This is a genomic window from Streptomyces sp. NBC_00503, assembly GCF_036346895.1.
In the GTDB taxonomy this organism is placed as follows: Bacteria; Actinomycetota; Actinomycetes; order Streptomycetales; family Streptomycetaceae; genus Streptomyces.
The window spans coordinates 41,635-66,560 of the sequence record NZ_CP107856.1 but is presented as its reverse complement, the minus strand read 5'-3'; the positions used below and the strand labels follow the sequence as shown (position 1 = coordinate 66,560).

Genomic DNA, 24,926 nt, shown 5'->3' with positions numbered 1-24,926 from the left:
GCCGTTGTCCCGGCCGAAAGTCCGCTGTTAAACAGGGGATCTGATCCGCGATTTCCGCCAACGTATTGAGGGTGAGTGGCCGTGTCCGACCTTCGGGGTGTCCTGCTGCCGCTGACCGCCGCCCAGTCGGGCGTCTGGTATGCGCAGCAGCTGAATCCACAGAACACGATCTTCAACACCGGTGAATTCCTGGAAATCGAAGGACCGGTGGACGCGCCGCTCCTCCAGCAGGCCCTGCGCCAGGTCGTCGCGGAGGCCGAGACGTTGCGCCTGCGCTTCCACGAGGGCGACAGCGGCCCCGTCGCCCGGATCGTGCCCACGGAAGAGCTCGACTGGTCCCTGCACGTGGTCGACGTCAGCGACACCCCCAACCCGTTTGTGGCGGCCCGCGCCTGGATGGCCGAGGACTTCGCCCGGCCCCTGGACACCGAGCACGACGAGCTCTTCCTCTTCGCCCTCTTCAAGGTCTCCGAGAACCGCCACCTGTGGCTGCACCGCTACCACCACCTGCTGGTCGACGGCTTCACCGTCAACATGGTCGCCCAGCGCACCGCCGCCGTGTACTCCGCGCTCGTTGCCGGCGAACCCGTACCCGCCACCCCCTTCGCCCCCCTCGCCCAGCTCCTTGACGAGAAGGCCGCCTACCGCGACTCCGAGCGCTTCGGCACCGACCGCGCCTACTGGATCGACCGGCTCAAGGAGTGCCCCGAGCCGATCAGCCTCTCCGGCGAACAGCCGAGCCTGGCCCGCTCCCTGGCCCGCCGCACCGCACGCGTGGGCCGCACCCAGACCGAGCGGTTGCGCACCCTGGGCTCCGACGCCGCCGTCACCTGGCCGCCCACGCTGGTCGCCGCCATCGCCCTGTGGCTCCAGCGCCTGTCCGGTGCCCCCGAGGTGGTCCTGGGCCTGCCCGTATCCACCCGGCTCGGCAAGAACGCCCGCAGCGTGCCCGGCATGGTCTCCAACGTGCTGCCGCTGCGCGTGGCCATCAAGCCGGGCACCACCGTCGAAGAACTGCTCCACCAGGTCTCCGCCGAGATGCGCGCAGCGATGAAGCACCAGCGCTACCAGTTCGAGGACCTGCGCCGCGACCTCGGCATGCTCGCGGACGACCGCCGCCTGGTCGGCCCGCACGTCAACATCATGATGTTCGACTACGACCTGCGGTTCGCCGGCCACACCGCACGCCCCCACAACCTCTCCATCGGCCCGGCCGACGACATCTCCTTCATCGTCTACGACCGCGGCACCTCCTCCGGGCTCCAGATCGACTTCGACGCCAACCCCGACCTGTACGCCGACGAGGACCTGCGCGCCTACCTGCTCGCCTTCCTCGACTTCCTGCGCCGCCTGGGCAGCGCCTCGCTCGACGACAGCGTCGACTCCCTCGAACTGGACACCTCCGGCCTGCCCGAGCACGCCCGCACCGCCGCCGCCCGCACCGCGGCCACCACCGCGCCAACCGCCGCCCCGGCCTCCTCCCGCGCCCCGCGCACCGCCGCGGAAGAGGCCCTGTGCCGGCTGTTCACCGAGGTGCTCGGCGAGCAGGTCGTCTCCGTGGACGACAACTTCTTCCTCCTCGGCGGCAGCTCCCTCCAGGTCACCCGCCTGGTCGGACGCATCCGCAAGGAGCTGGGCGCCGAGCTGACGCTCCGTACGGTCTTCGAGAACGCCACCGTCGCCACCCTCGCCCAGGCCCTCGGCCTCGCCGCCGGCACCGACGCCCGCCAGGCCCTGACGACGCGCCCGCGCCCCGCCCGGATGCCGCTCTCGGCCGCCCAGAACCGCCTGTGGTTCCTCAACCAGATGGAGAACGACAGCGGAAAGGCCGCCTACAACGACGGCCTCACGGCCGAGCTGTCCGGCCGCCCCGACACCGACGCCCTGCGCGCCGCGCTCGCCGACGTCGTCGCCCGCCACGAGAGCCTGCGCACCGTCTTCCCGGTCACCGATGGCGCCCCCCACCAGCACGTCCTCGCCGCCGCCGACGCCCGCCCCGAACTCCTCGTCACCGAGGTCGCCGACGAGCGCGAGCTGGAGGAGCGACTCACCCGCGCCGCCGCCCGCGGCTTCGACCTCGCCACCGAGATCCCGGTCCGCGCCCACCTGTTCACCCTCACCGCCGAACGCCACGTCCTGCTGCTCGTCGTGCACCACATCGCCGGCGACGGCTGGTCGGTGGCCCCCTTCACCCGCGACCTCAGCCGCGCGTACGCCGCCCGCATGCGCGGCGCCGCGCCGCAGTACGAGCCGCTGCCCGTCCAGTACGCCGACTACACCCTGTGGCAGCAGGAACTGCTCGGCGACGAGAACGACCCCGGCAGCCTCCACGCCCGGCAGATCGCCCACTGGAAGGACACCCTCGCGGCGCTGCCCGAGGAACTCGCGCTGCCCACCGACCGCCCCCGCCCGGCCGTGGCCGGCCACCGAGGCGGCCGGATCGGCTTCCACCTCGAAGGCGAGGTCCACCAACGCCTCCTCGCCCTCGCCCAGGACACCGGGGCCAGCGTCTTCATGGTGGCGCAGGCCGCGCTGGCCGCCCTGCTGCACCGCGTCGGCGCAGGCGAGGACATCCCCGTCGGCACCGTCATCGCAGGCCGCACCGACGAGGCCCTCGGCGACCTGGTCGGCTTCTTCGTCAACACCCTGGTCCTGCGCACCGACGTCTCCGGCGACCCCACCTTCCGCGAACTGGTCGAGCGGGTCCGCGAGTACGACCTCACCGCGTACGCCAACCAGGACGTGCCCTTCGAGCGGCTCGTGGAGATCCTCAACCCGGTCCGCTCCCTGGCCCGCCACCCGCTGGCCCAGGTCACCCTCGCCCTGGACGACAACGCGGCGCCCCTCCTGGAACTGCCCGGCCTGACCGCGACGGTCCGCCACCTCCAGACCGATACGGCCAAGTTCGACCTGTCCTTCCGGCTCGGCGAGCGCTTCGACGCCGACGGCCGCCCCGCCGGGGTCGAAGGCAGCATCGAGTTCGCCCGCGACCTCTTCGACGACGCCACCGTCCGTGACCTCGGCGACCGCTTCCTGCGCCTGGTCGAGGCCGCCACCGCCGACCCCACGGCCCGCGTCGGCTCCCTCGACCTGCTCGACGCGGCCGAGCGCACCCGGCTGCTGACCGAGTGGAACGACACCGCCGTCGACGTCCCGTACGCGACCACGCCCGAGCTCGTCGCCGCACAGGCCGCCCGTACCCCCGACGCGCCCGCCCTCGTCTTCGAGGACACCACCCTCACCTACCGCGAACTCCAGGACCGCTCCGGCCGCCTGGCCGCCCTGTTCGCCCGGTACGGGGCCGGCCGCGGCCGCTCCGTCGCGGTGGCGCTGGGCCGCAGCACCGACACCGTCGTCAGCCTGCTCGCCGCGATGAGGACCGGCGCCGCCTACGTGCCCGTCGACCCGGCCTACCCGGCCGAGCGCATCGCGTACATCCTGGACGACGCCCGCCCCGCCCTCGTCGTCACCACCACCGCCCTCCAGGGCTCCCTGCCCGCCGACGGCACCCCGCGGCTGCTCCTCGACACCGCCGAGCTGCCCGCCGGGACCCTCGCCGACGCCGAGACCACCCCGCAGGACGCGGCGTACGTCATCTACACCTCCGGCTCCACCGGCCGTCCCAAGGGAGTGGTCGTCACCCACACCGGTGTCGCCTCCATGGCCGCCGCCCACCTCGCGTGGTTCGGCGGCGGCCCCGGACACCGGGTGCTGCAGTTCTCCTCGCCCAGCTTCGACGCCTCCGTCTGGGAGATGCTCACCACCCTGTCCACCGGATCGGCGCTGGTCCTCGCGCCCGCCGAGCGGCTGGCCGCGGGTGAGCCGCTCGCCGCGCTCCTGGCCGAGCAGCGCGTCACCCACGCCACGCTCCCGCCGGTGGTGCTCGCCGCCATGGGCGAAGCCCGGCTGCCCGAGGGCATGACCCTGGTCACCGCCGGCGAGGCCTGTTCCGCCGAGCTCGTCGCCCGCTGGGCCGACGGCCGGCGCATGGTCAACGCCTACGGCCCGACCGAGTCCACCGTCTGCGCCACCATGTCCAGCCCCCTCAGCCCGGGCGCCGGTGCCCCCACCATCGGTCGCCCGATCACCAACACCCGTGTCTACGTCCTCGACGCGCATCTGAACCCCGTCCCGGCCGGTGTCCCCGGCGAGCTCTACCTCACCGGCTCCGGCCTGGCCCGCGGCTACCACGGCCGCCCCGCCCTGACCGCCGAGCGCTTCGTGGCCGATCCGTACGGCGCGCCCGGCGCCCGCATGTACCGCACGGGCGACCTCGTGCGCTGGACCGCCGACGGTGAACTCGACTACCTCGGCCGCGCTGACGACCAGGTCAAGATCCGCGGCTTCCGGATCGAGCCCGGCGAGATCGAGGCGGCCCTGCTGGCCCACCCGACCGTGGCGCAGAGCGCCGTACTCGTCCGCGAGGACCGCCCCGGCGACAAGCGGCTGGTCGGCTACGTCGTCCTCGCCGACACCGCGGCCGACACCGACCCGGCCGGGCTGCGCGCCCACGTTGCAGCCGCCCTGCCCGACCACATGGTCCCCGCCGCCGTCCTGGTCCTCGAGGCCTTCCCCGTCACCGCCAACGGCAAGCTGGACCGGCGCGCCCTGCCCGCCCCCGACTTCGCGGGCCTGTCCGCCGGCCGTGCGCCCCGCACCGCCCGCGAGACCCTTCTCGCCGGAGTGTTCGCCGAGGTCCTCGAACTCGACACCGTCTCGATCGACGACAGCTTCTTCGACCTCGGCGGTCACTCCCTCCTCGCCACCCGCGTCATCAGCCGCATCCGCACCCTGCTCGGCGCCGAACTCACCGTCCGCGCCCTCTTCGAGACCCCCACCGTCGCCGCGCTCGCCGCTGCCCTCGACGGCGCCGCCGACGCCCGCCAGGCCCTCCTGCCCCAGGTCCGACCAGAGGAGATCCCGCTCTCGTACGCCCAGCGCCGACTGTGGTTCCTGGGCCACTTCGACGGCCCCAGCGGCACCTACAACCTGGGCCTGTCGCTGCGCCTGCGCGGCCGAGTCGACGCGGCCGCCCTCGACGCGGCACTGGCCGACGTCACCGACCGCCACGAGGCGCTGCGCACGGTCTTCCCCGACACCGACGGCCGCCCGCGCCAGCTCGTCCTGGACCCGGCCGAACCCGCCTCCCGGCCGCTGCTGCACCGCGGCGCCGTCACCCCCGAAACCCTGGACGAGGCACTCGCCCGGGCCGCCGCCGAAGGCTTCGACGTCACCCGCGAGATCCCGGTCCGGGCGCACCTGCTCACCCTCGCCGACGACGACCACGTCCTCCTCGTCGTCGTCCACCACATCGCCGGCGACGGCTGGTCCCTGGCCCCGCTCGCCCGCGACCTGGGCAGCGCCTACGCCGCCCGACTGGGCGGCGCCGCCCCGGAGTTCACCCCGCTGCCGGTCCAGTACGCCGACTACACGCTGTGGCAGCGCGAGATCCTCGGCGACGAGGACGACCCGGCGAGCGAGCTGTCCCGCCAGGTGGCGTACTGGAGCGGCGCGCTCGCCGGTCTCCCGGAGGAGCTGGTGCTCCCCACGGACCGCCCGCGCCCGGCCGAGCTGAGCTACCGCGGCGACACCATCGGCTTCACCGTCCCGGCCGCGCTCCGCGCCCGTCTGGACGAGCTGGCCCGTACCACGGGCACGAGCCTGTTCATGGTGGTTCAGGCGGCCCTGGCGACCCTGCTGCACCGTCTCGGCGCCGGTACCGACATTCCCCTCGGCTCGCCGATCGCGGGCCGTACCGACGAGTCCCTCGACGACCTCGTGGGCTTCTTCATCAACACCCTGGTCCTGCGGACCGACCTTGCCGGCGACCCCACCTTCCGTGAGCTGCTGGACCGGGTCCGGGAGACGGATCTGGCGGCGTACGCGAACCAGGACGTGCCCTTCGAGCGGCTGGTGGAGGTCCTCAACCCCGAGCGGTCCATGGCCCGCCACCCCCTCTTCCAGGTCTCCTTCCAGCTCCAGAACATCCCCTCCGACCAGCTGGCCCTGCCCGGCGTCGAGGTGGGCCGCCAGCCGGTCCGGCTGGACACCGCCAAGTTCGACCTCTCCTTCACCCTGGCGGAGGCCGGGTCGGGTCTGGAGGGCAGTGTCGAGTACGCGGTCGATCTGTTCGACCGGGTGACGGCGGAGGAGTTGGCGGGGCGTCTGGTGGCGGTGCTGGATGCGGTCGCGGCCGATCCGGAGGTCCGGGTCGGGGCGGTCGACGTGCTCAGCGACGCGGAGCGTGCGCAGGTGCTGGGGGAGTGGGCCGGTTCAGGTGACAGCTCGGCTCCGGTCACCTTCCACGGGCTGTTCGAGGCCGCGGTGGATGCGACGCCGGACGCGCCGGCGGTGGTCTCGGGTGACCTGGTGCTGTCGTACGCGGAGGTGGAGTCCCGTGCCAACCGCCTGGCGCACTGGCTCACCGGTCAGGGCGTGGGTCCGGAGCGGGTGGTGGCACTGGTCATGCCGCGTTCGGTGGACATCGTCATCGCGCAGCTGGCGGTGCTGAAGTCGGGCGCCGCGTACCTCCCGGTGGACCCGGAGTACCCGGCGGACCGGATCGCGTACATGCTCGACGACGCCCGCCCGGCGCTGGTCCTGCGAGAACTGCCCGCTCCGGGGGAGGAGTCCGTCCCCCGCCCCGGGATCTCCGTGATGCCGGCGAGTCCGGCGTATGTGATCTACACGTCGGGTTCGACGGGCCACCCCAAGGGTGTGGTGGTGTCGCATGCGGGTGTGGCGAGTTTTGCCGCGGCGGAGGTCGAGCGGTTCGCCGTGGATGCCGAGAGCCGTGTGCTGCAGTTCGCGTCGCCGAGTTTCGACGCTTCGGTGCTGGAGCTGGTCATGACCTTCGCGGCGGGCGCCACGCTGGTGGTGCCGCCGGCGGGTCCGCTGGCCGGCGAGGTGCTGGCCGAGGTCCTGACGGCCGAGCGGGTCACCCACGCGCTGATCCCGCCGGCCGCGCTGGCCAGTGTTCCGGCTGCCGAGTTCCCCCACTTCCGGTCCCTGATCGTGGGTGGTGACGCCACCTCCGCGGAGCTGGTCGACCGCTGGGCTCCCGGCCGTCGCATGGTCAACGCCTACGGCCCCACCGAGTCCACCGTCGTCGCGACCACATCGGCCCCCCTCACCGCCGACACCGGGGTGCCCTCGATGGGTACGCCGATCCCGGGAACCCGTACGTACGTCCTCGACGCGGCCCTGCGCCCCGTCGTCCCCGGTGTCGCGGGAGAGCTCTATCTCGCGGGTGCCGGTCTGGCGCGCGGCTACCTGGGCCGACCGGATCTGACGGCCGAGCGGTTCGTCGCCGACCCGTACGGGCCCGCCGGCACCCGGATGTACCGCACGGGTGACGTGGCCCGCTGGACCCGGGACGGGCAGCTCGACTACCTCGGGCGGTCCGACGACCAGGTCAAGGTGCGCGGCTTCCGCATCGAGCTCGGCGAGATCGAGACGGTCCTGGCCACGCACGCCTCGGTCGCGCAGAACGCCGTGATCGTCCGCGAGGACACCCCCGGCATCAAGCGCCTCGCCGCCTACGTGGTCCCGGCCGAAGGCACCACCCTCAACGCGGAAGCCCTGCGCGCCCACATCGGCGCGGCACTCCCGGACTACATGGTCCCGGCCGCATTCGTCGAGCTGGAGGCGCTGCCGCTGACGGTCAACGGCAAGCTGGACCGCAAGCGGCTCCCGGCGCCCGACTACGCCGGGGCCGGTCAGGGCCGCGAGCCCCGTACCGAGCGTGAGGAGATCCTCTGCGGCATCTACGCCGAGTTGCTGGGTCTCGACACCGTCTCGGTGGAGGACAGTTTCTTCGAGCTGGGTGGCGACAGCATCGTGTCGATCCAGTTGGTGAGCCGGGCGCGGAAGGCGGGTCTGGTGTTCTCGGCGCGTGAGGTGTTCCAGCACCGTACGCCGGAGGCGTTGGCTGCGGTGGCGCAGTCGGTGTCGGGTGCGCGGGTGGAGGATCCGAAGGCGGGTCTGGGCACGGTGGCGCAGACTCCGATCGTGGGGTGGCTGCGTGAGCTGGGCGGCCCGGTGGACGGGTTCAACCAGGCGATGCTGGTGCAGACCCCTGCGGACGCGTCCTTTGAGAGGCTGGAGGCTGCCCTTCAGACCCTGTTGGACCACCACGACGTGCTGCGGGCGCGTCTGGTGCGGGGTGGGTCGTCGTGGAACCTGGAGGTGCCCGAGCCGGGTGCGGTCCGGGCCGCGGACATCCTGCGCGTGGCCGAGGGGGAGACCGCCGTGGAGGCGCGTGCGGCCCGGCTGCGGCTTGCTCCCGACGCGGGTGTGATGGTGCAGGCCGTCTGGTTCAAGGAGGCGGGCCGGCTGCTGCTGATGGGCCACCACCTCGTCGTGGACGGTGTCTCGTGGCGTGTGCTGCTGCCCGATCTGGCCCAGGCTTACGCCGGCTCCGATCCGGAGCCCGTCGGTACGTCGTTCCGTCGGTGGGCGGAGCAGCTGACCGCCCTCGACCGATCCGCCGAACTCCCGATCTGGCAGCGACAGTTGGCCGGCACCACGCCCCAGCTGGGCGCCCGTTCCCTCGACCCGGCCACCGACACCGCCGAGACCGTCCGCCACCTGTCGTTGTCGCTTCCGTCCGAGGTGACGGCTCCGCTGCTGACCGAGGTGGCGGCGAAGTACCGGGCCACGGTCAATGACGTCCTGCTGACCGGTTTTGCGCTGGCGGTCTCCGCCTGGCGTGAGGGCCCGTCCACCGAGGTCCTGGTGGATCTGGAGGGCCACGGCCGTGAGGCCGTGGTCGACGGGGTGGACGTTTCCCGGACGGTGGGCTGGTTCACCAGCATGTTCCCGGTCCGCCTGGACGCGGGCCCGGGTGTGGACCTGAGCCGGGCGTTGCAGGCGGTCAAGGAGCAGTTGCACGCCCTGCCGGACAACGGCATCGGCTACGGCCTGCTGCGTCACGCGGACTCCGAGGCCGCGGCGGTGTTGGCGGGACTGCCTGCCCCGCAGATCGGGTTCAACTACCTGGGCCGTTTCGACGCCACCGCCGGCGACGGCGCGGGCGCCGACTGGGCGCTGCGCTCCGACGCCGACCTCGGCGACGGCCGCGAACCCGGCATGCGCCTGACGCACGTCCTCGATCTGAACGCCGTCACCCAGGACCACTCCGACGGCCCCCGGCTCGTCGCGGACTGGTCGTGGCCGGCCGCCCTGTTCACCGAGGACGAGGTCCGGGTCCTGGCCGAGGGCTGGTTCGAGGCCCTGCGCTCCCTGGCCGCCCACGCGGCGGTCAGCGGGCCGGTCGGTCTGACCCCGTCCGACGTGCGCCCGCTCGTCTCCGTCACGCAGGAGCAGATCGATGTCCTGGAGGCCGACCACGGTCCCCTCGCCGACCTGCTGCCGCTTTCACCGCTCCAGCAGGGCCTGTTCTTCCACGCCGTCTACGACACCGACGGCGAGGACGTCTACACCGTCCAGCTCGCCCTCGACATCGACGGCCCGCTGCGCCCGCGTTCCCTCCACGCCGCCGCCGAGACCCTGCTGGCACGGCACCCGGCGCTGCGCGCCGCCTTCCGCAACGACCGTGGCCTCACCGCCCCCGTCCAGGTCATCCCCGCGCGGGTCGACCTGCCCTGGACCGAGATCGACCTCACCGCACTGCCCGAGGACGGGCGCGCCGATGCCGTCACCACGTGGATGACCGAGGACCGGGCCGTCCGCTTCGACCCGGCCCGCGCCCCGCTGATGCGCTTCGCCCTGCTGCGGACCGGCGCCGAGCGGCACCGGCTGGTCCTGACCAACCACCACATCCTGCTCGACGGATGGTCCATGCCGGTCCTCGTCAAGGAACTGCTGACCCTCTACGGCCGCTCCGGCGACGGCTCCGCCCTGCCGCGGGTCACCCCGCACCGCGACTACCTCACCTGGCTCGCCGGCCAGGACCGCGGTGCCGCCGAGGCCGCCTGGCGCGAGGTCCTCGACGGCCTCGAGGAGCCCACCCTGGTCGCCCCCGCCGGCCGCGACGGCAGCCCCGCCGCGCCCGACCGGGTCACCGTGGACCTGCCGGCCGAGCTCACCGCGCGACTCACCGACCTCAGCCGGGCCGGCGGCTTCACACTCAACACCCTCCTCCAGGCCGCCTGGGCCATGGTCGTCGGGCAGCTGACCGGCCGCGCCGACGTCGTCTTCGGCGGTACGGTCTCCGGCCGGCCGCCGCAGGTGCCGGGTGTGGAGTCGATGGTCGGCCTGTTCATCAACACCCTCCCGGTCCGCGTCGCCCTGGACCCGGCCGAGACGCTCGGCGCCCTGCTCGACCGCCTCCAGACACAGCAGGCCGGTCTGATGGACCACCAGTACCTGGGCCTGACCGACCTCCAGCAGGCCGCGGGTCTCGGCGAGCTCTTCGACACCCTGGTCGTCTTCGAGAACTACCCCCTCGACGCCGACGTCCTGGAGATCGGCGGGGGCCTGCGCGTCACCGGCCTCGAAGGCCATGATGCGACCCACTACCCACTGATCCTCACCGCGGTTCCCGGCGAGCGCCTTCAGCTGCGCCTGGACTTCCGCACCGACCTCTTCGACGCCCCTGCCGCCCACGCCCTCCTGGAGCGTCTGACCGGGCTCTTCCAGGGTGCCCCCACCCTGCTTGCCACCCCGGTCGGCCGCATCCCGCTGCTCGCCGACGCCGAACGCGACCGGCTGCTCGTCGCCTTCAACGACACCGCGCAGGACGACGTGTCCGCGGACCGGACCGTCACCGGCCTCTTCGCCGACCTGGTTTCCTGGGCGCCGGCCACCGAGGCCGTCGTGTCCGACGGAGGCACCCTCTCCTACGGGGAGCTCGCCTCGCGCGCCAACCGCCTCGCGCACCGCCTGCTCGCCGCGGGCGTGGGCCCCGAGGACCGGGTGGCGCTGCTCATGGAGCGCTCGCCGGACCTGGTCGCGGCCGTGCTCGGTGTCCTCAAGGCCGGCGGCGCGTACGTACCGCTCGACCCGCGCTTCCCCCAGGCCCGGATGCGGCACGTCCTCGCCGAGACCGGCGCCACCGTTCTGGTCGCCGACGCCTCGGCCGCGGCCGAGGCGCTCACGGCCGGCCGGGACACCGTCGACAGCGCGGCCCTCACCGTGATCGAGGCCGGCCCGGCGCTCGCCGACGGCCCCGCCCACGACCCGGCCGTTCCCGTCGACCCGGACCAGCTGGCCTACGTCATGTTCACCTCCGGCTCGACCGGCCTGCCCAAGGGCGTCGGCGTCACCCACCGCGACATCGCCGCCCTCGCCGAGGACCACCGCTTCGCGTCCGGGCACGAGCGGGTGCTGCTGCACTCGCCGACCGCCTTCGACGCCTCCACCTACGAGCTGTGGGTGCCGCTGCTCGGCGGCGGCCAGGTCGTCGTCGCCCCCACCGGGGACCTCGACGCGGTCCGGCTGCGCGAGATCGTCGCCCGGCACGGCGTGACCGCCCTGTGGCTGACGGCAGGCCTGTTCCGGCTGATCGCCGAGGACGGGCCGGGCTGCCTCGCCCGGGTCAGCCAGGTGTGGACGGGTGGCGACGTCGTCCCCGCAGCCGCGGTCCGCCGCGTCCTGGAGGCCTGCCCCGGCCTGACGGTCGTGGACGGCTACGGCCCCACGGAGACCACCACGTTCGCCACCACCCACCGCATCCTCTCGGCCGCCGAGGTCACCGACAACGTGCCCATCGGCCGCCCCCTGGACGGCATGCGGGTCTACGTCCTCGACGCCGCGCTGCGCCCCGTACCGCAGGGTGTCGCGGGTGAGCTGTACATCGCCGGCGCCGGCCTCGCCCGCGGCTACCTGGGCCGTCCCGCCCTGACCGCCGAGCGGTTCACCGCCGACCCGTACGGCCCGGCCGGCAGCCGCATGTACCGCACCGGCGACCTCGCCCGCTGGAACGCCGAGGGCCACATCGACTACCTCGGCCGCAACGACGACCAGGTCAAGGTGCGCGGCTTCCGCATAGAACTCGGCGAGATCGAGGCCGTCCTGGCCCGGCACTCCGGCGTCGCCCAGGCGGCCGTCGTCGTCCGCGAGGACACCCCCGGAGACCAGCGCATCGTCGCCTACACCGTGCCCGCGCCGGGCGCCCAGCTCTCCCCGGCCGAGCTCCGCGAACACGCCGCCGACGGGCTGCCCGCCTTCATGGTGCCCTCCGCGTACGTGTCCCTCGACACGCTGCCGCTGACCGGCAACGGCAAGGTCGACCGGCGGGCGCTGCCCGCACCCGACCTCGCCGCGGGCGCCGGCGGCCGGGCGCCGCGGACCCCGCAGGAGGAGATCCTCGCCGGGCTGTTCGCCGAGATCCTGGGCCTGCCCGCGGTCTCCGTCGACGACAGCTTCTTCGACCTCGGCGGCCATTCGCTGCTCGCGACCCGCCTGATCAGCCGGATCCGTCCGGTCTTCGGCGTCGAACTCGCCGTCCGCACCCTCTTCGAGGCCCCGACCGTCGCCGCCCTCGCGACCCGGATCGCGGGCGCCGGCCAGGCCCGTACCGCGCTGACCGCGCGGCCACGGCCCGAGGAGGTCCCGCTCTCGCCCGCCCAGCGCCGGCTGTGGTTCCTCAACCGGTTCGAGGGCCCGAGCGCCTCGTACAACCTGCCGCTCGCCCTGCGTCTCGACGGCGACCTCGACCCGGTCGCACTGCGCGCCGCCCTGGGCGACGTCACCGACCGGCACGAGAGCCTGCGTACGGTCTTCCCCGAACTGGACGGCCGACCACGCCAGTGGGTGCTGCCGGCCGGGGTGTCCGCGCCCGCGCTGCCCCTCACCGAGACGGCTGCCGGTGAGCTGGACGCGGTGCTCGCCGCGGCGGTCGCCGAAGGCTTCGACCTGACCTCCCAGGCCCCGCTGCGGGCCCGGCTGTTCCGGATCTCCGCCACCGAGCACGTCCTGCTCGTGATCCTGCACCACATCGCCGGCGACGGATGGTCGCTGGCCCCGTTCACCCGCGATCTGGGCATCGCCTACGACGCCCGGCGCGCGGGCCACGCCCCGGCCTGGGAGCCGCTGCCCGTCCAGTACGCCGACTACACCCTGTGGCAGCGCGAGGTCCTCGGCGACGAGAGCGCCCCCGACAGCCCGCTCGCCCGCCAGATCGGCCACTGGAGCACCGCCCTCGCCGGCCTGCCCGAGGAACTGTCCCTCCCCGTCGACCGGCCCCGTCCCGCCGAGGCCGGCCACCGCGGCGGCTCCGCCCCGCTGGAACTGCCCGCCGATGTGCACCAGAGGATCACCGCCGTCGCCCGCGCCCACAACGCCAGCGTCTTCATGGTCGTCCAGGCGGCGCTGGCCGCCCTGCTCGGCCGGCTCGGCGGCGGCGAGGACATCCCCATCGGCAGCGTCATCGCCGGCCGTACCGACGAGGCCCTCGACGACCTGGTGGGCTTCTTCGTCAACACCCTGGTGCTGCGCACCGACCTGTCGGGCGACCCCACCTTCGCCGAACTCCTCGGCCGGGTCCGGGAGTCCGACCTCGCCGCGTACGCGAACCAGGACGTCCCCTTCGAGCGGCTGGTCGAGGTACTCAACCCGGTGCGCTCGCTGGCCCGCCACCCGCTGTTCCAGGTGATGCTGGCCTTCCAGAACAACGCCGAGGCCACCCTCGACCTCGACGGGCTGCGCGCCACCGCGCTGCCGGTGCGCCTGGAGGCCGCCAAGTTCGACCTGCTGTTCTCGCTGGAGGAGACCTTCACCGCCGACGGCGGACCGGCCGGGCTGCGCGGTGTCGTGGAGTACTCCGCCGACCTGTTCGACCGCACCACCGCCGAGGCGATCGGCGCCCGCCTGACCCGGCTGCTGGACACCGTCACCGCCGACCCGGAACTGCCCGTGGCGGCCGTCGACGTCCTCACCGACGCCGAGCGCGCCCTCGTCCTGGGCGAGTGGAACGACACCCGCCGCGAAGTCGCCGACGCCACCGTGCCCGAGCTGTTCCAGGCTCAGGCCGCCCGCACCCCGCACGCCCCGGCCGTCCTGCACGCCGGCCACGAGCTGGCCTACGGCGAGCTGAACGCCCGCGCCAACCGGCTCGCCCGGCTGCTGATCGCCGAGGGCGCCGGTCCCGAGCGGTTCGTCGCACTGACCCTGCCGCGTACCGCCGACATGATCGTCGCGCTGCTCGCCGTACTGAAGTCCGGCGCCGCCTACCTGCCCGTCGACCCCGGCTACCCGGCCGACCGTATCGCCTACATGCTGGCCGACGCCCGGCCCGCGCTGGTGGTCACCACCGGCGAGGCCGCGGCCGTTCTGCCCGACGGCGTACGCACCCTGCTCCTGGACGACGACGCGGTGCGCGAGCGGCTGGCCGCGCAGGCCGACGGCGACGTGACCGACGCCGAGCGAGCCGGTCCCCTCGACGTGAGCCACCCCGCGTACGTCATCTACACCTCCGGCTCGACCGGCCGCCCCAAGGGCGTTGTCGTCGCGCACCGCAACGTCGCCGACTTCGCCGCCTGGGCAGCCGCCGACATCGGCGCCGAGCGGCTCTCGGACGTCCTCGCCGCGACCTCGCTCAACTTCGACGTCTCCGTCTTCGAGATGTTCGGCCCGCTGCTGACCGGCGGCCGCATCGAGATCGTCCGCGACGTGCTCGCCCTGCTCGACGCCGCGCCGGGCCGCCACTACAGCCTGGTCAGCGCGGTGCCCTCGGCGCTCGCACACACCCTCGCCCAGTCCGATGTGCCCCGCTTCGGCGCCGACCTCGTCGTCCTGGCCGGCGAGGGCCTCTCCGCCCACACCGCGAACGCCATTCGCGCCTCCGTGCCCGGCGCGGCCCTGGCCAACATCTACGGCCCCACCGAGGCCACGGTCTACGCCACCGCCTGGTACGACGAACCCGGCGCCGCCTGCGACGACCGGACCCCGCCCATCGGCCGGCCCCGGCACAACACCCGTGCCCTGGTGCTCGACGAGCGCCTGCGCCCGGTCCCGCCCGGCGTCGCCGGCGAGCTGTACCTCGCGGGCTCCGGCCTCGCCCGCGGCTACCTGGGCCGCCCGGGCCTGACCGCCGAGCGTTTCGTCGCCGACCCGTACGGCCGGGCCGGAAGCCGCATGTACCGCACCGGCGACCTGGTCCGCTGGAACACCGACGGCCAGATCGAGTACCTGGGCCGCACCGACTTCCAGGTCAAGGTGCGCGGCTTCCGCATCGAGCTCGGCGAGATCGAGGCCGTCCTGGCCCGGCACGACAGCGTCGGCCAGGTGGCCGTCGTGGTCCGCGAGGACATCCCCGGCGACCAGCGCATCGTCGCCTACACGGTGCCCGCGTCCGGCGCGGGTGCGACGGACGCGGCGGAGCTACGTGCCCACGTGGCCGCCGTCCTGCCCGACTACATGGTCCCGTCCGCCTTCGTCACGCTCGCCGCGCTGCCGCTCAACCCCAACGGCAAGCTCGACCGGCGCGCCCTGCCCGCCCCCGACTTCGCAGCCGCGGCCGGCGCGGGGCGGGCCCCGCGCACCCCGCAGGAGGAGCAGCTGACCGCGCTGTTCGCCGAGGTGCTCGGTGTCGACGCCGTCTCGATCGACGACAGCTTCTTCGACCTCGGCGGTCACTCCCTGCTCGCCACCCGCGTCATCAGCCGCATCCGCACCCTGTTCGGTGCCGAACTCGCCGTCCGCGCCCTGTTCGAGACCCCGACCGTCGCCGCGCTCGCCGAGCGCCTCGGCGACGCGCCGGGGGCCGCCCGCCCGGCGCTGGTGGCGCGGGTCCGGCCGGAGGCCGTGCCGCTCTCGCCCGCCCAGCGTCGCCTGTGGTTCCTCAACCGGTTCGAGGAGCGCAACGGCACCTACAACCTGCCGCTGGCCGTCGAACTCACCGGAGCCCTCGACACCGAGGCCCTGACCGCGGCGCTGGGCGACGTCGTGGCCCGTCACGAGGCGCTGCGCACCGTCTTCCCCGACACCGACGGCCGCCCCCGCCAGCAGGTCCTCGCCGCCGACACCGTACGGCCGGCCCCGCACACCGCCCCGTACACGGCCCGGGCGCTCGCCGAGGCCGCCGCCCGCGACTTCGACCTCGCCACCGAAGTGCCCCTGCGCGCCCACCTGTTCACGGTGGACGCCGAGACGTCCATCCTGCTGCTGGTCGTCCACCACATCGCCGCCGACGGCTGGTCCATGGCGCCGCTGGCCCGCGACCTCGCCGCCGCGTACGCGGCCCACCGCGCCGGCAGGGAACTCGCCTTCGCACCGCTGCCGGTCCAGTACGCCGACTACACCCTGTGGCAGCGCGACGTCCTCGGTGACGAGGGCGACCCGGGAAGCGAACTCGCCCGCCAGATCGGCTACTGGCAGCAGACCCTGGACCGGCTCCCGGAAGAGCTGAACCTGCCCACCGACCGACCACGCCCGGCACAGACGAGCTTCCGCGGCGACACCGTGCCCCTGCACCTGCCCGCCGAGGCCCACGCCCCGCTCGCCGACCTCGCCCGCGCGTCCCGCGCCAGCGTCTTCATGGTCGTCCAGGCGGCGCTGGCCACCCTGCTCGGCCGGCTCGGCGCCGGCACGGACATTCCGATCGGCTCCCCGATCGCGGGCCGCACCGACGAGGCCCTCGACGACCTCGTGGGCTTCTTCGTCAACACCCTGGTGCTGCGCACCGACGTCTCCGGCGATCCCACCTTCCGTGAGCTGCTGGACCGGGTCCGGGAGACGGATCTGGCGGCGTACGCCCACCAGGACGTGCCGTTCGAGCGGCTCGTGGAGCTGCTCAACCCCGAGCGCTCCCTGGCCCGCCACCCGCTGTTCCAGGTCATGCTCTCCCTGCAGAACAACACCGCCGCCGCCCTGGACCTCGACGGACTGGCCGTGGAACCGCACCAGGTCACCGTCGACGGTGCCAAGTTCGACCTGTCCTTCCAGCTCGCCGAGGAGTTCACGGCCGACGGCCACGCCGCCGGCATCGGCGGCCGCATCGAGTACGCCACGGACCTGTTCGACCGGGAGACCGCGCTGGACCTCGCGGGCCGCTTCACCCGCACGGTCACCGCCCTGGTCACCCGGCCCGACCTGCCGCTGTCCCGGCTCGACGTCCTCACCGACGACGAGCGCCGCAAGGTGCTGACCGAGTGGAACGACACGACCCGCCCGGTGCCCACCGGTACCCTGCCCGCCCTCTTCGAGCGGCAGGCGGCCGCCACCCCGGACGCGACCGCCCTGGTCACGGCCGCCGAACGGCTGACCTTCGCCGAACTCGACGTACGCGCCAACCGGCTGGCCCACCTGCTCGCCGGACACGGCATCGGCGCCGAGGACTTCGTCGCCGTCGCCCTGCCCCGCACCGCCGACCTCATGGTCGCCGTCCTCGCGGTCGCCAAGGCCGGCGCCGCGTACGTACCCGTCGACCCCTCCCACCCCGCGGACCGCATCGCCCAGGTCCTCCAGGACGCCGGCACGGTGGCCGTCATCACCGCGGCCGGTGCCCGCGACACGCTTCCCGTGGACCGCGGCGGCATCCGCATCGACCTGGAGTCCCCGGCCGTCACACAAGCCTTGCGTGCCCTGCCGGACGCCGCCCTGGCCGACACCGACCGGGTCCGCGCCCTGGACGCACGCCACCCGGCGTACGTCATCCACACCTCCGGCTCCACCGGCCGGCCCAAGGGCGTCGTCGTCCCGCACACCGGCCTGGTGAACCTCTTCCACCACCACTTCGACGAGCTCTACGCGGCCGAGACGGCGGCCGCCGGCCGCCCGCTGCGGGCCGCGCTCACCGCCGCCGTCTCCTTCGACGCCTCACTCGACCCGCTGCTGTGGCTGGTCGCCGGGCACGAACTCCACCTCGTGGACGACGCGACCCGCCGCGACGCGCACGCGCTCATCGACTACGTCCGGGCGCACGGCGTCGACTTCATGGAGCTCACCCCGTCCTACGCCGAACAGCTCGTCGAGGACGGCCTGGTCCGCGACGAGCAGGCCCGGCCGCGCATCCTCGCCCTCGGCGGAGAAGCGGTCAGCCCCGCCCTGTGGCAGGAGCTGGCGCAGACTCCGGGCATCACCGGCTACAACCTGTACGGGCCGACCGAGGCCACCGTCGACACGCTCACCGCCCGCACCACCGACGTCTCCCGCCCGCTGCTCGGCCGGCCCGTCGGCAACGCCCGCACCTACGTGCTGGACGAGCGGCTGAGGCCGGTCGCCCCGGGCGTGGCCGGCGAGCTGTACATCGCGGGTGCCGGTCTGGCGCGCGGCTACCTGGGCCGACCGGATCTGACGGCCGAGCGGTTCGTCGCCGACCCGTACGGGCCCGCCGGCGCGCGGATGTACCGGACCGGTGACGTGGTCCGCTGGACCCGGGACGGGCAGCTCGACTACCTCGGGCGGTCCGATGACCAGGTCAAGGTGCGCGGCTTCCGGATCGAGCTCGGTGAGATCGAGACCGTCCTGGCCCGCTACGAGGGTGCCGCCCGGTCCGCCGTGGCCGTTCGCGAGGACACTCCCGGCATCAAGCGCCTCGTCGCCTACGTCGTTCCGCGCGACGGCGTCGCCTTCGACGCCGCCGTGGTCCGCTCGCACCTGGCCGCCGCCCTGCCGGACTACATGGTGCCGGTCGCGTTCGTCGCCCTCGACACCCTCCCGCTGACGGTCAACGGCAAGCTCGACCGCAGGCAGCTCCCGGCACCCGAGTACCGGGGCACGACGGCGGGCCGGGCCCCGCGCACCGAGCGCGAGGCGCTGCTGTGCCGGCTGTACGCCGAGTTGCTGGGTCTTGAGTCGGTCTCGGTGGAGGACAGTTTCTTCGAGCTGGGTGGCGACAGCATCGTGTCGATCCAGTTGGTGAGCCGGGCGCGGAAGGCGGGTCTGGTGTTCTCGGCGCGTGAGGTGTTCCAGCACCGTACGCCGGAGGCGTTGGCTGCGGTGGCGCAGTCGGTGTCGGGTGCGCGGGTGGAGGATCCGAGGGCGGGTCTGGGCACGGTGGCGCAGACTCCGATCGTGGGGTGGCTGCGTGAGCTGGGCGGCCCGGTGGACGGGTTCAACCAGGCGATGCTGGTGCAGACCCCTGCGGACGCGTCCTACGAGAGGCTGGAGAACGCGCTCCAGGTCCTGTTGGACCACCACGACGTGCTGCGGGCGCGTCTGGTGCGGGGTGGGTCGTCGTGGAACCTGGAGGTGCCCGAGCAGGGTGCGGTCCGGGCCGCGGACATCCTGCGCGTGGCCGAGGGGGAGACAGCCGTGGAGGCTCGTGCCGCGCAGCTGCGGCTTGCTCCCGACGCGGGTGTGATGGTGCAGGCTGTCTGGTTCGAGGAGGCGGGCCGGCTGCTGCTGATGGGCCACCACCTCGTCGTGGACGGTGTCTCGTGGCGTGTGCTGCTGCCCGATCTGGCGCAGGCTTACGCGGGTGCCGGGCTGGAGCCGGTCGGTACGTCGTTCCGTCGGTGGGCGGAGCAGCTGACCTCCCTCGACCGATCCGCCGAACTCCCGATCTGGCAGGCACAGGCGGCCGTCCATGACGCCCTGATGGGCGCCCGTCCGCTCGACCGCGAAGTGGACACGGCGTCCACGCTGCGGCACCTGTCGTTGTCGCTTCCGTCCGAGGTGACGGCTCCGCTGCTGACCGAGGTGGCGGCGAAGTACCGGGCCACGGTCAACGACGTTCTGCTGACCGGTTTCGCGCTGGCGGTCTCCGCCTGGCGTGAGGGCCCGTCCACCGAGGTCCTGGTGGATCTGGAGGGCCACGGCCGCGAGGCCGTGGTCGACGGGGTGGACGTCTCCCGGACGGTGGGCTGGTTCACCAGCATGTTCCCGGTCCGCCTGGACGCGGGCCCGGGTGTGGACCTGAGCCGGGCATTGCAGGCGGTCAAGGAGCAGTTGCACGCCCTGCCGGACAACGGCATCGGCTACGGCCTGCTGCGTCACGCGGACTCCGAGGCCGCGGCGGTGTTGGCGGGACTGCCCGCCCCGCAGATCGGGTTCAACTACCTGGGCCGTTTCGACGCCACCGCCGGCGACGGCGCGGGCGCCGACTGGGCGCTGCGCTCCGACGCCGACCTCGGCGACGGCCGCGAACCCGGCATGCCGCTCGCCCACGTGCTGGACGTCAACGCGGTCACCCTCGACCACGCCGACGGCCCCCGGCTGACCGCCGACTGGTCCTGGCCGGCCGCCCTGTTCACCGAGGACGAGGTCCGGGTCCTGGCCGAGGGCTGGTTCGAGGCCCTGCGCTCCCTGGCCGCCCATGCGGCGGCCACCGGGCCGGTCGGTCTGACCCCGTCCGACGTGCGCCCGCTGGTCTGCGTGTCGCAGGAGCAGATCGACGCGCTGGAGGCCGACCACGGCCCCCTCGCCGACCTGCTGCCGCTTTCACCGCTCCAGCAGGGCCTGTTCTTCCACGCCGTCTACGACACCGACGGCGAGGACGTCTACACCGTCCAGCTCGCCCTCGACATCGAGGGCACGGTCGACCGGCCCGCCCTGCGCGCGGCCCTGCACGCCCTGCTGACCCGGCACGCCAACCTCCGCGCGGCCTTCCGCCAGGAGGCCATGGACACCCCCGTTCAGGTGGTGCCCGCCGGCTTCGAGCTGCCGTACACCGAGATCGACCTCACCGAACTGCCCGCCGAGGAGCGGGCCGCCGCGGCCGACCGCCTGGTGACGGAGGACCGAACCCGGCCCTTCGACCTGGCTCGGCCACCGCTGATGCGGTTCATCCTCGCCTCCACCGCGCCCGACCGGCACCGGCTGATCGTCAGCCACCACCACCTGTTGCTCGACGGCTGGTCCATGCCGGTCTTCCTCGGTGAGCTGTTCACCCTCTACGCCGAGCAGGGCGACTCCGCCGCGCTGCCCCGGGTCACCCCGTACCGCGACTACCTCACCTGGCTCGCCGGCCAGGACCGCGGCGCCGCCGAGGCCGCCTGGCGCGAGGTCCTCGACGGCCTCGAGGAGCCCACCCTGGTCGCCGCGCCGGACCCGTCCCGCGCCCCGGTCCGGGCGGTTCGCACCCGCCTGGAGCTGCCCGAGGCCGAGACCGCCGCGCTTGCCCGCTGGGCCCGTGAGCGCGGGGTGACGGTCAACACCGTCGTCCAGGCCGCCTGGGCGCTGGTCGTCGGGCAGCTGACCGGCCGCGCCGACGTCGTCTTCGGCGGTACGGTCTCCGGCCGGCCGCCGCAGGTGCCGGGTGTCGAGTCGATGGTCGGCCTGTTCATCAACACCCTCCCGGTCCGCGTCGCCCTGGACCCGGCCGAGACGCTCGGCGCCCTGCTCGACCGCCTCCAGACACAGCAGGCCGGTCTGATGGACCACCAGTTCCTGCCGCTCGCCGACATTCAGCGCGGCACCGGGCTCGGTGAACTCTTCGACACCCTGGTCGTCTTCGAGAACTATCCCCTCGACGCCGACGGGCTGCGCAGCGCCGCCGGAGGCCTGGGCATCGTGGGCGGTGACAACCACGAGAGCACCCACTACCCGCTCAGTCTCACCGTGAGCCTGGGCCGCTCCCTCGGTCTCGACCTCGCCCACCGCCCCGACCTGCTCGACCAGGCCCGCGTCGACGACCTCGCCGCCACCATGGTGCGGTTGCTCGGCGAGGCGGCCGGGCAGGCCGCCGTACCCGTCGGACGGCTGCGGCTGCCGGCCACCGCCGACGAGCGGCGGGTGCTGGCCGAATGGGCGGGCCGGGTGGAGGCCGAGCCGGGTCTGGAACCGCTGACCGCACGGTTCGCCCGCCAGGCCGCCGCCACGCCCGGGGCCACCGCGGTGATCTGCGGCGCCGACCGGCTCACGTACGCCGAACTGGACGAGCGCTCCACCCGCCTGGCCCGCCTGCTCGCCGACCGCGGCGCCGGCCCCGAGCGCTACGTCGCCGTGGCCCTGCCGCGCGGCGCCGAGCTGCTGGTCGCCCTGCTCGCGGTGCTCAAGTCCGGCGCCGGCTACGTGCCGCTGGACCCCGAGCACCCGGCCGAGCGGCTCGGCTACGTCCTGGAGGACGCCCGCCCCTCGCTGCTGCTGACCACGACCGGGACCGCGGCGTCCCTGCCCGCCACCGGAACCCCGGCGCTGCTGCTGGACGACCCGGCCACCGGCGCGGCCCTCGCCGCGTACCCGGCCGGCACCGCGGTGGCGGAGCGGGCCGACGGCCGGACCCCGGCGTACGCCATCTACACCTCCGGCTCCACCGGCCGGCCCAAGGGCGTGGTGATCCCGCGCGAGGCCCTGGACAACTTCCTGGCCGACATGGCCGAGCGGGTTCCGATGGACGGCACGGACCGGCTGGTCGCCGTCACCACCGTCTCCTTCGACATCGCCGCACTGGAGCTGTACCTGCCGCTGCTGGCGGGCGCCGCGGTGGTCGTCGCGAGCAAGGACGAGGTCCTCGACCCCGACGCCCTCGCCGCGCTGATCACCGGGCACGGCGCCACCGTCCTGCAAGCCACTCCGTCGCTGTGGCAGACCCTGACCGGCCAGGTGCCGCACGCCCTCGCGGGCCTGCGGATGCTGGTCGGCGGCGAGGCGGTACCGGGTGCACTGGCCGAGGCGATGGCCGCGGCCGGCCGGTCGGTCCTCAACGTCTACGGGCCGACCGAGACGACGATCTGGTCGACCACCGCCGAGCTGGACGGCACCGCCGCCGCCCCGTCCATCGGCCGCCCGATCCTCAACACCCGTGCGTACGTGCTCGACGGGGCGCTGCGTCCGGTCGCCCCCGGGGTGCCCGGCGAGCTGTACCTCGCGGGCGCGGGCTTGGCCCGCGGCTACCTCGGCCGGCCGGGCATGACCGCCGAGCGGTTCACCGCCGACCCGTACGGCGCCCCGGGCGCCAGGATGTACCGCACCGGCGACCTGGCGCGCTGGAGTGCGGACGGCAGCATCGAGTACCTGGGCCGCACCGACTTCCAGGTCAAGGTGCGCGGCTTCCGCATCGAACTCGGCGAGATCGAGGCCGTTCTCGCCCGGCACCCGCGGGTGTCCCGGGCCGCGGTCGTCGTCCGCGAGGACCGCCCCGGCACCAAGCTGCTGGCGGGGTACGTCGTCCCGGTCGCGGGCGGCCCCGCGCCCGCCGAGGAGGAGCTGCGCGCACACGCCGCCGCCGACCTGCCCGACTACATGGTCCCGGCCGTGTTCGTCACCCTGGACGCCCTGCCGCTGAACACGAACGGCAAGCTCGATCGCAAGGCACTGCCCGCGCCGGACTTCGCGGACCGGCCCGTGGGCCGCGCCCCGTCCACCCCGCGCGAGGAGCTGCTGGCCGGCCTGTTCGCGGAAGTCCTCGGGCTGCCCGCGGTCGGTGTCGAGGACAGCTTCTTCACCCTCGGCGGCGACAGCATCACCTCCGTGCAGCTGGTGGGCCGAGCCCGCCTGGCCGGCCTGGTGCTGACCCCCCGCGAGGTGTTCCGGCACAAGACGGTCCAGGCGCTGGCCACAGCCCTGCCGCAGTCCCCGGCCGAGCTGCTGCTCGCCCCGGACCCGGATGGCGCGGACCCGGCGATCGGAGCCCTGCCCGCCACCCCGATCATCCGCTGGCTGCGCGAACTGGGCGGCCGGATCGAAGGGTTCAACCAGTCGGTGATGGCACCCGTCCCCGGCGGCCTCACCGAGGACGTGCTGCGCGCCGTCGTCCAGGCCGTGCTCGACCACCATGACGCGCTGCGCGCCCGCCTGGTGCGGCAGCCCGCCGACTGGTCCCTGGAGGTCCCGCCGAAGGGCACCCTGCGGGCCGCCGACGTGGTCCACCGGATCGACGTGGCGGGCCTGGACGAGGCCGCCCTGACAGCGCGCATCGACGTTGAGGGCCGGGCCGCCCAGGACCGGCTCGCTCCGGACACCGGGCTGATGGTCCAGGCGGTCTGGTTCGACGCCGGACCGCGGGAAACGGGCAGGCTGCTGCTGATCGTCCACCACCTGGTGGTCGACGGGGTGTCGTGGCGGATCCTGATGCCCGACTTCATGGCCGCCTACGAGGCCGTCGTCGCCGGCCGGGAGCCCGTACTGGAACCGGTGTGGACCTCCTTCCGCGCCTGGGCCCGGGGCCTGGCACGGGCGGCCCTGGCCCCCGAGCGGGCCGCCGAACTCCCGGTGTGGACGGGCATGCTCAGCGGCTACCAGGAACCCCCGCTGGGTGCCCGGCCGCTGGACCCGGGCCGCGACGTGGCCGCCACGGCCCGGCAGTACAGCGTGACGCTGCCCGCGGCCGACACCGGCCCGCTGCTGACGACCGTCCCGACCGTGTTCGGCACCGGCGTCAACGACGTACTGCTCACCGCGTTCGCGCTTGCGGTCACCGACTGGGACCGAGGGCGCGGCCGCCGGCGCGAGCAGGGCGTCCTGCTCGACCTGGAGGGCCACGGCCGCGAGGAGCTGCTCGCCGGCGTCCTGCCGGATTCCGACATCTCCCGCACCGTCGGCTGGTTCACCAGCCTCTTCCCGGTCCGCCTCGACCCTGCCGTCCCCGACGACGACTGGGAGGCGCTCTACACGGGCGGCCCCGCCGCCGGCCGGGCCCTGGCCCACGTGGCCGGACAGCTCGCCGCGCTGCCCGACAACGGCGCCGGGTACGGGCTGCTGCGCCACCTCAACCCGGAGACGGCAGGCGTGCTGGCCGGACTTCCCGTACCGCAGATCGGCTTCAACTACCTGGGCAGGTTCGGCGGCGGCGACAACGGCGACAACGACAACGGCGACGGCGGCCTCGGCGGTAGCGACGCCGCGATGCCCGCCGCGCACGCCCTGGAGCTGAATTCGCTGGCCCAGGACGGTCCCGGCGGCCCCCGCCTGGTGGCCTCCTGGACCTGGCCCGACGGACTGTTCACCGAGGCCGAGGTGGCCTCGCTCGCCGAGGGCTGGTTCCGGGCGCTGCGCGCCCTGGCGGCCCACGCCGCGGACCCCGCGACCCAACCGGTGCGGGCGGTGGCCCCGCGCCCCACGGCGGCCGAGCCGGCGCCGCTGCTCGATCTCGACCAGGACGAGATCGACGCGTTCGAAGAAGACTTCGAGTTCTGAGTGGA

Annotated in this window: 1 protein-coding gene; it reads left to right on the top strand. The window is 74.0% G+C overall.

Translation table 11 applies throughout. The features are described from left to right. Window positions 1-81 precede the first annotated feature (81 nt). Entirely contained in the window at window positions 82-24,921 is a 24,840-nt protein-coding gene (locus OG490_RS37575) for a non-ribosomal peptide synthase/polyketide synthase (RefSeq protein WP_330301226.1), read from the top strand. Window positions 24,922-24,926 lie beyond the last annotated feature (5 nt).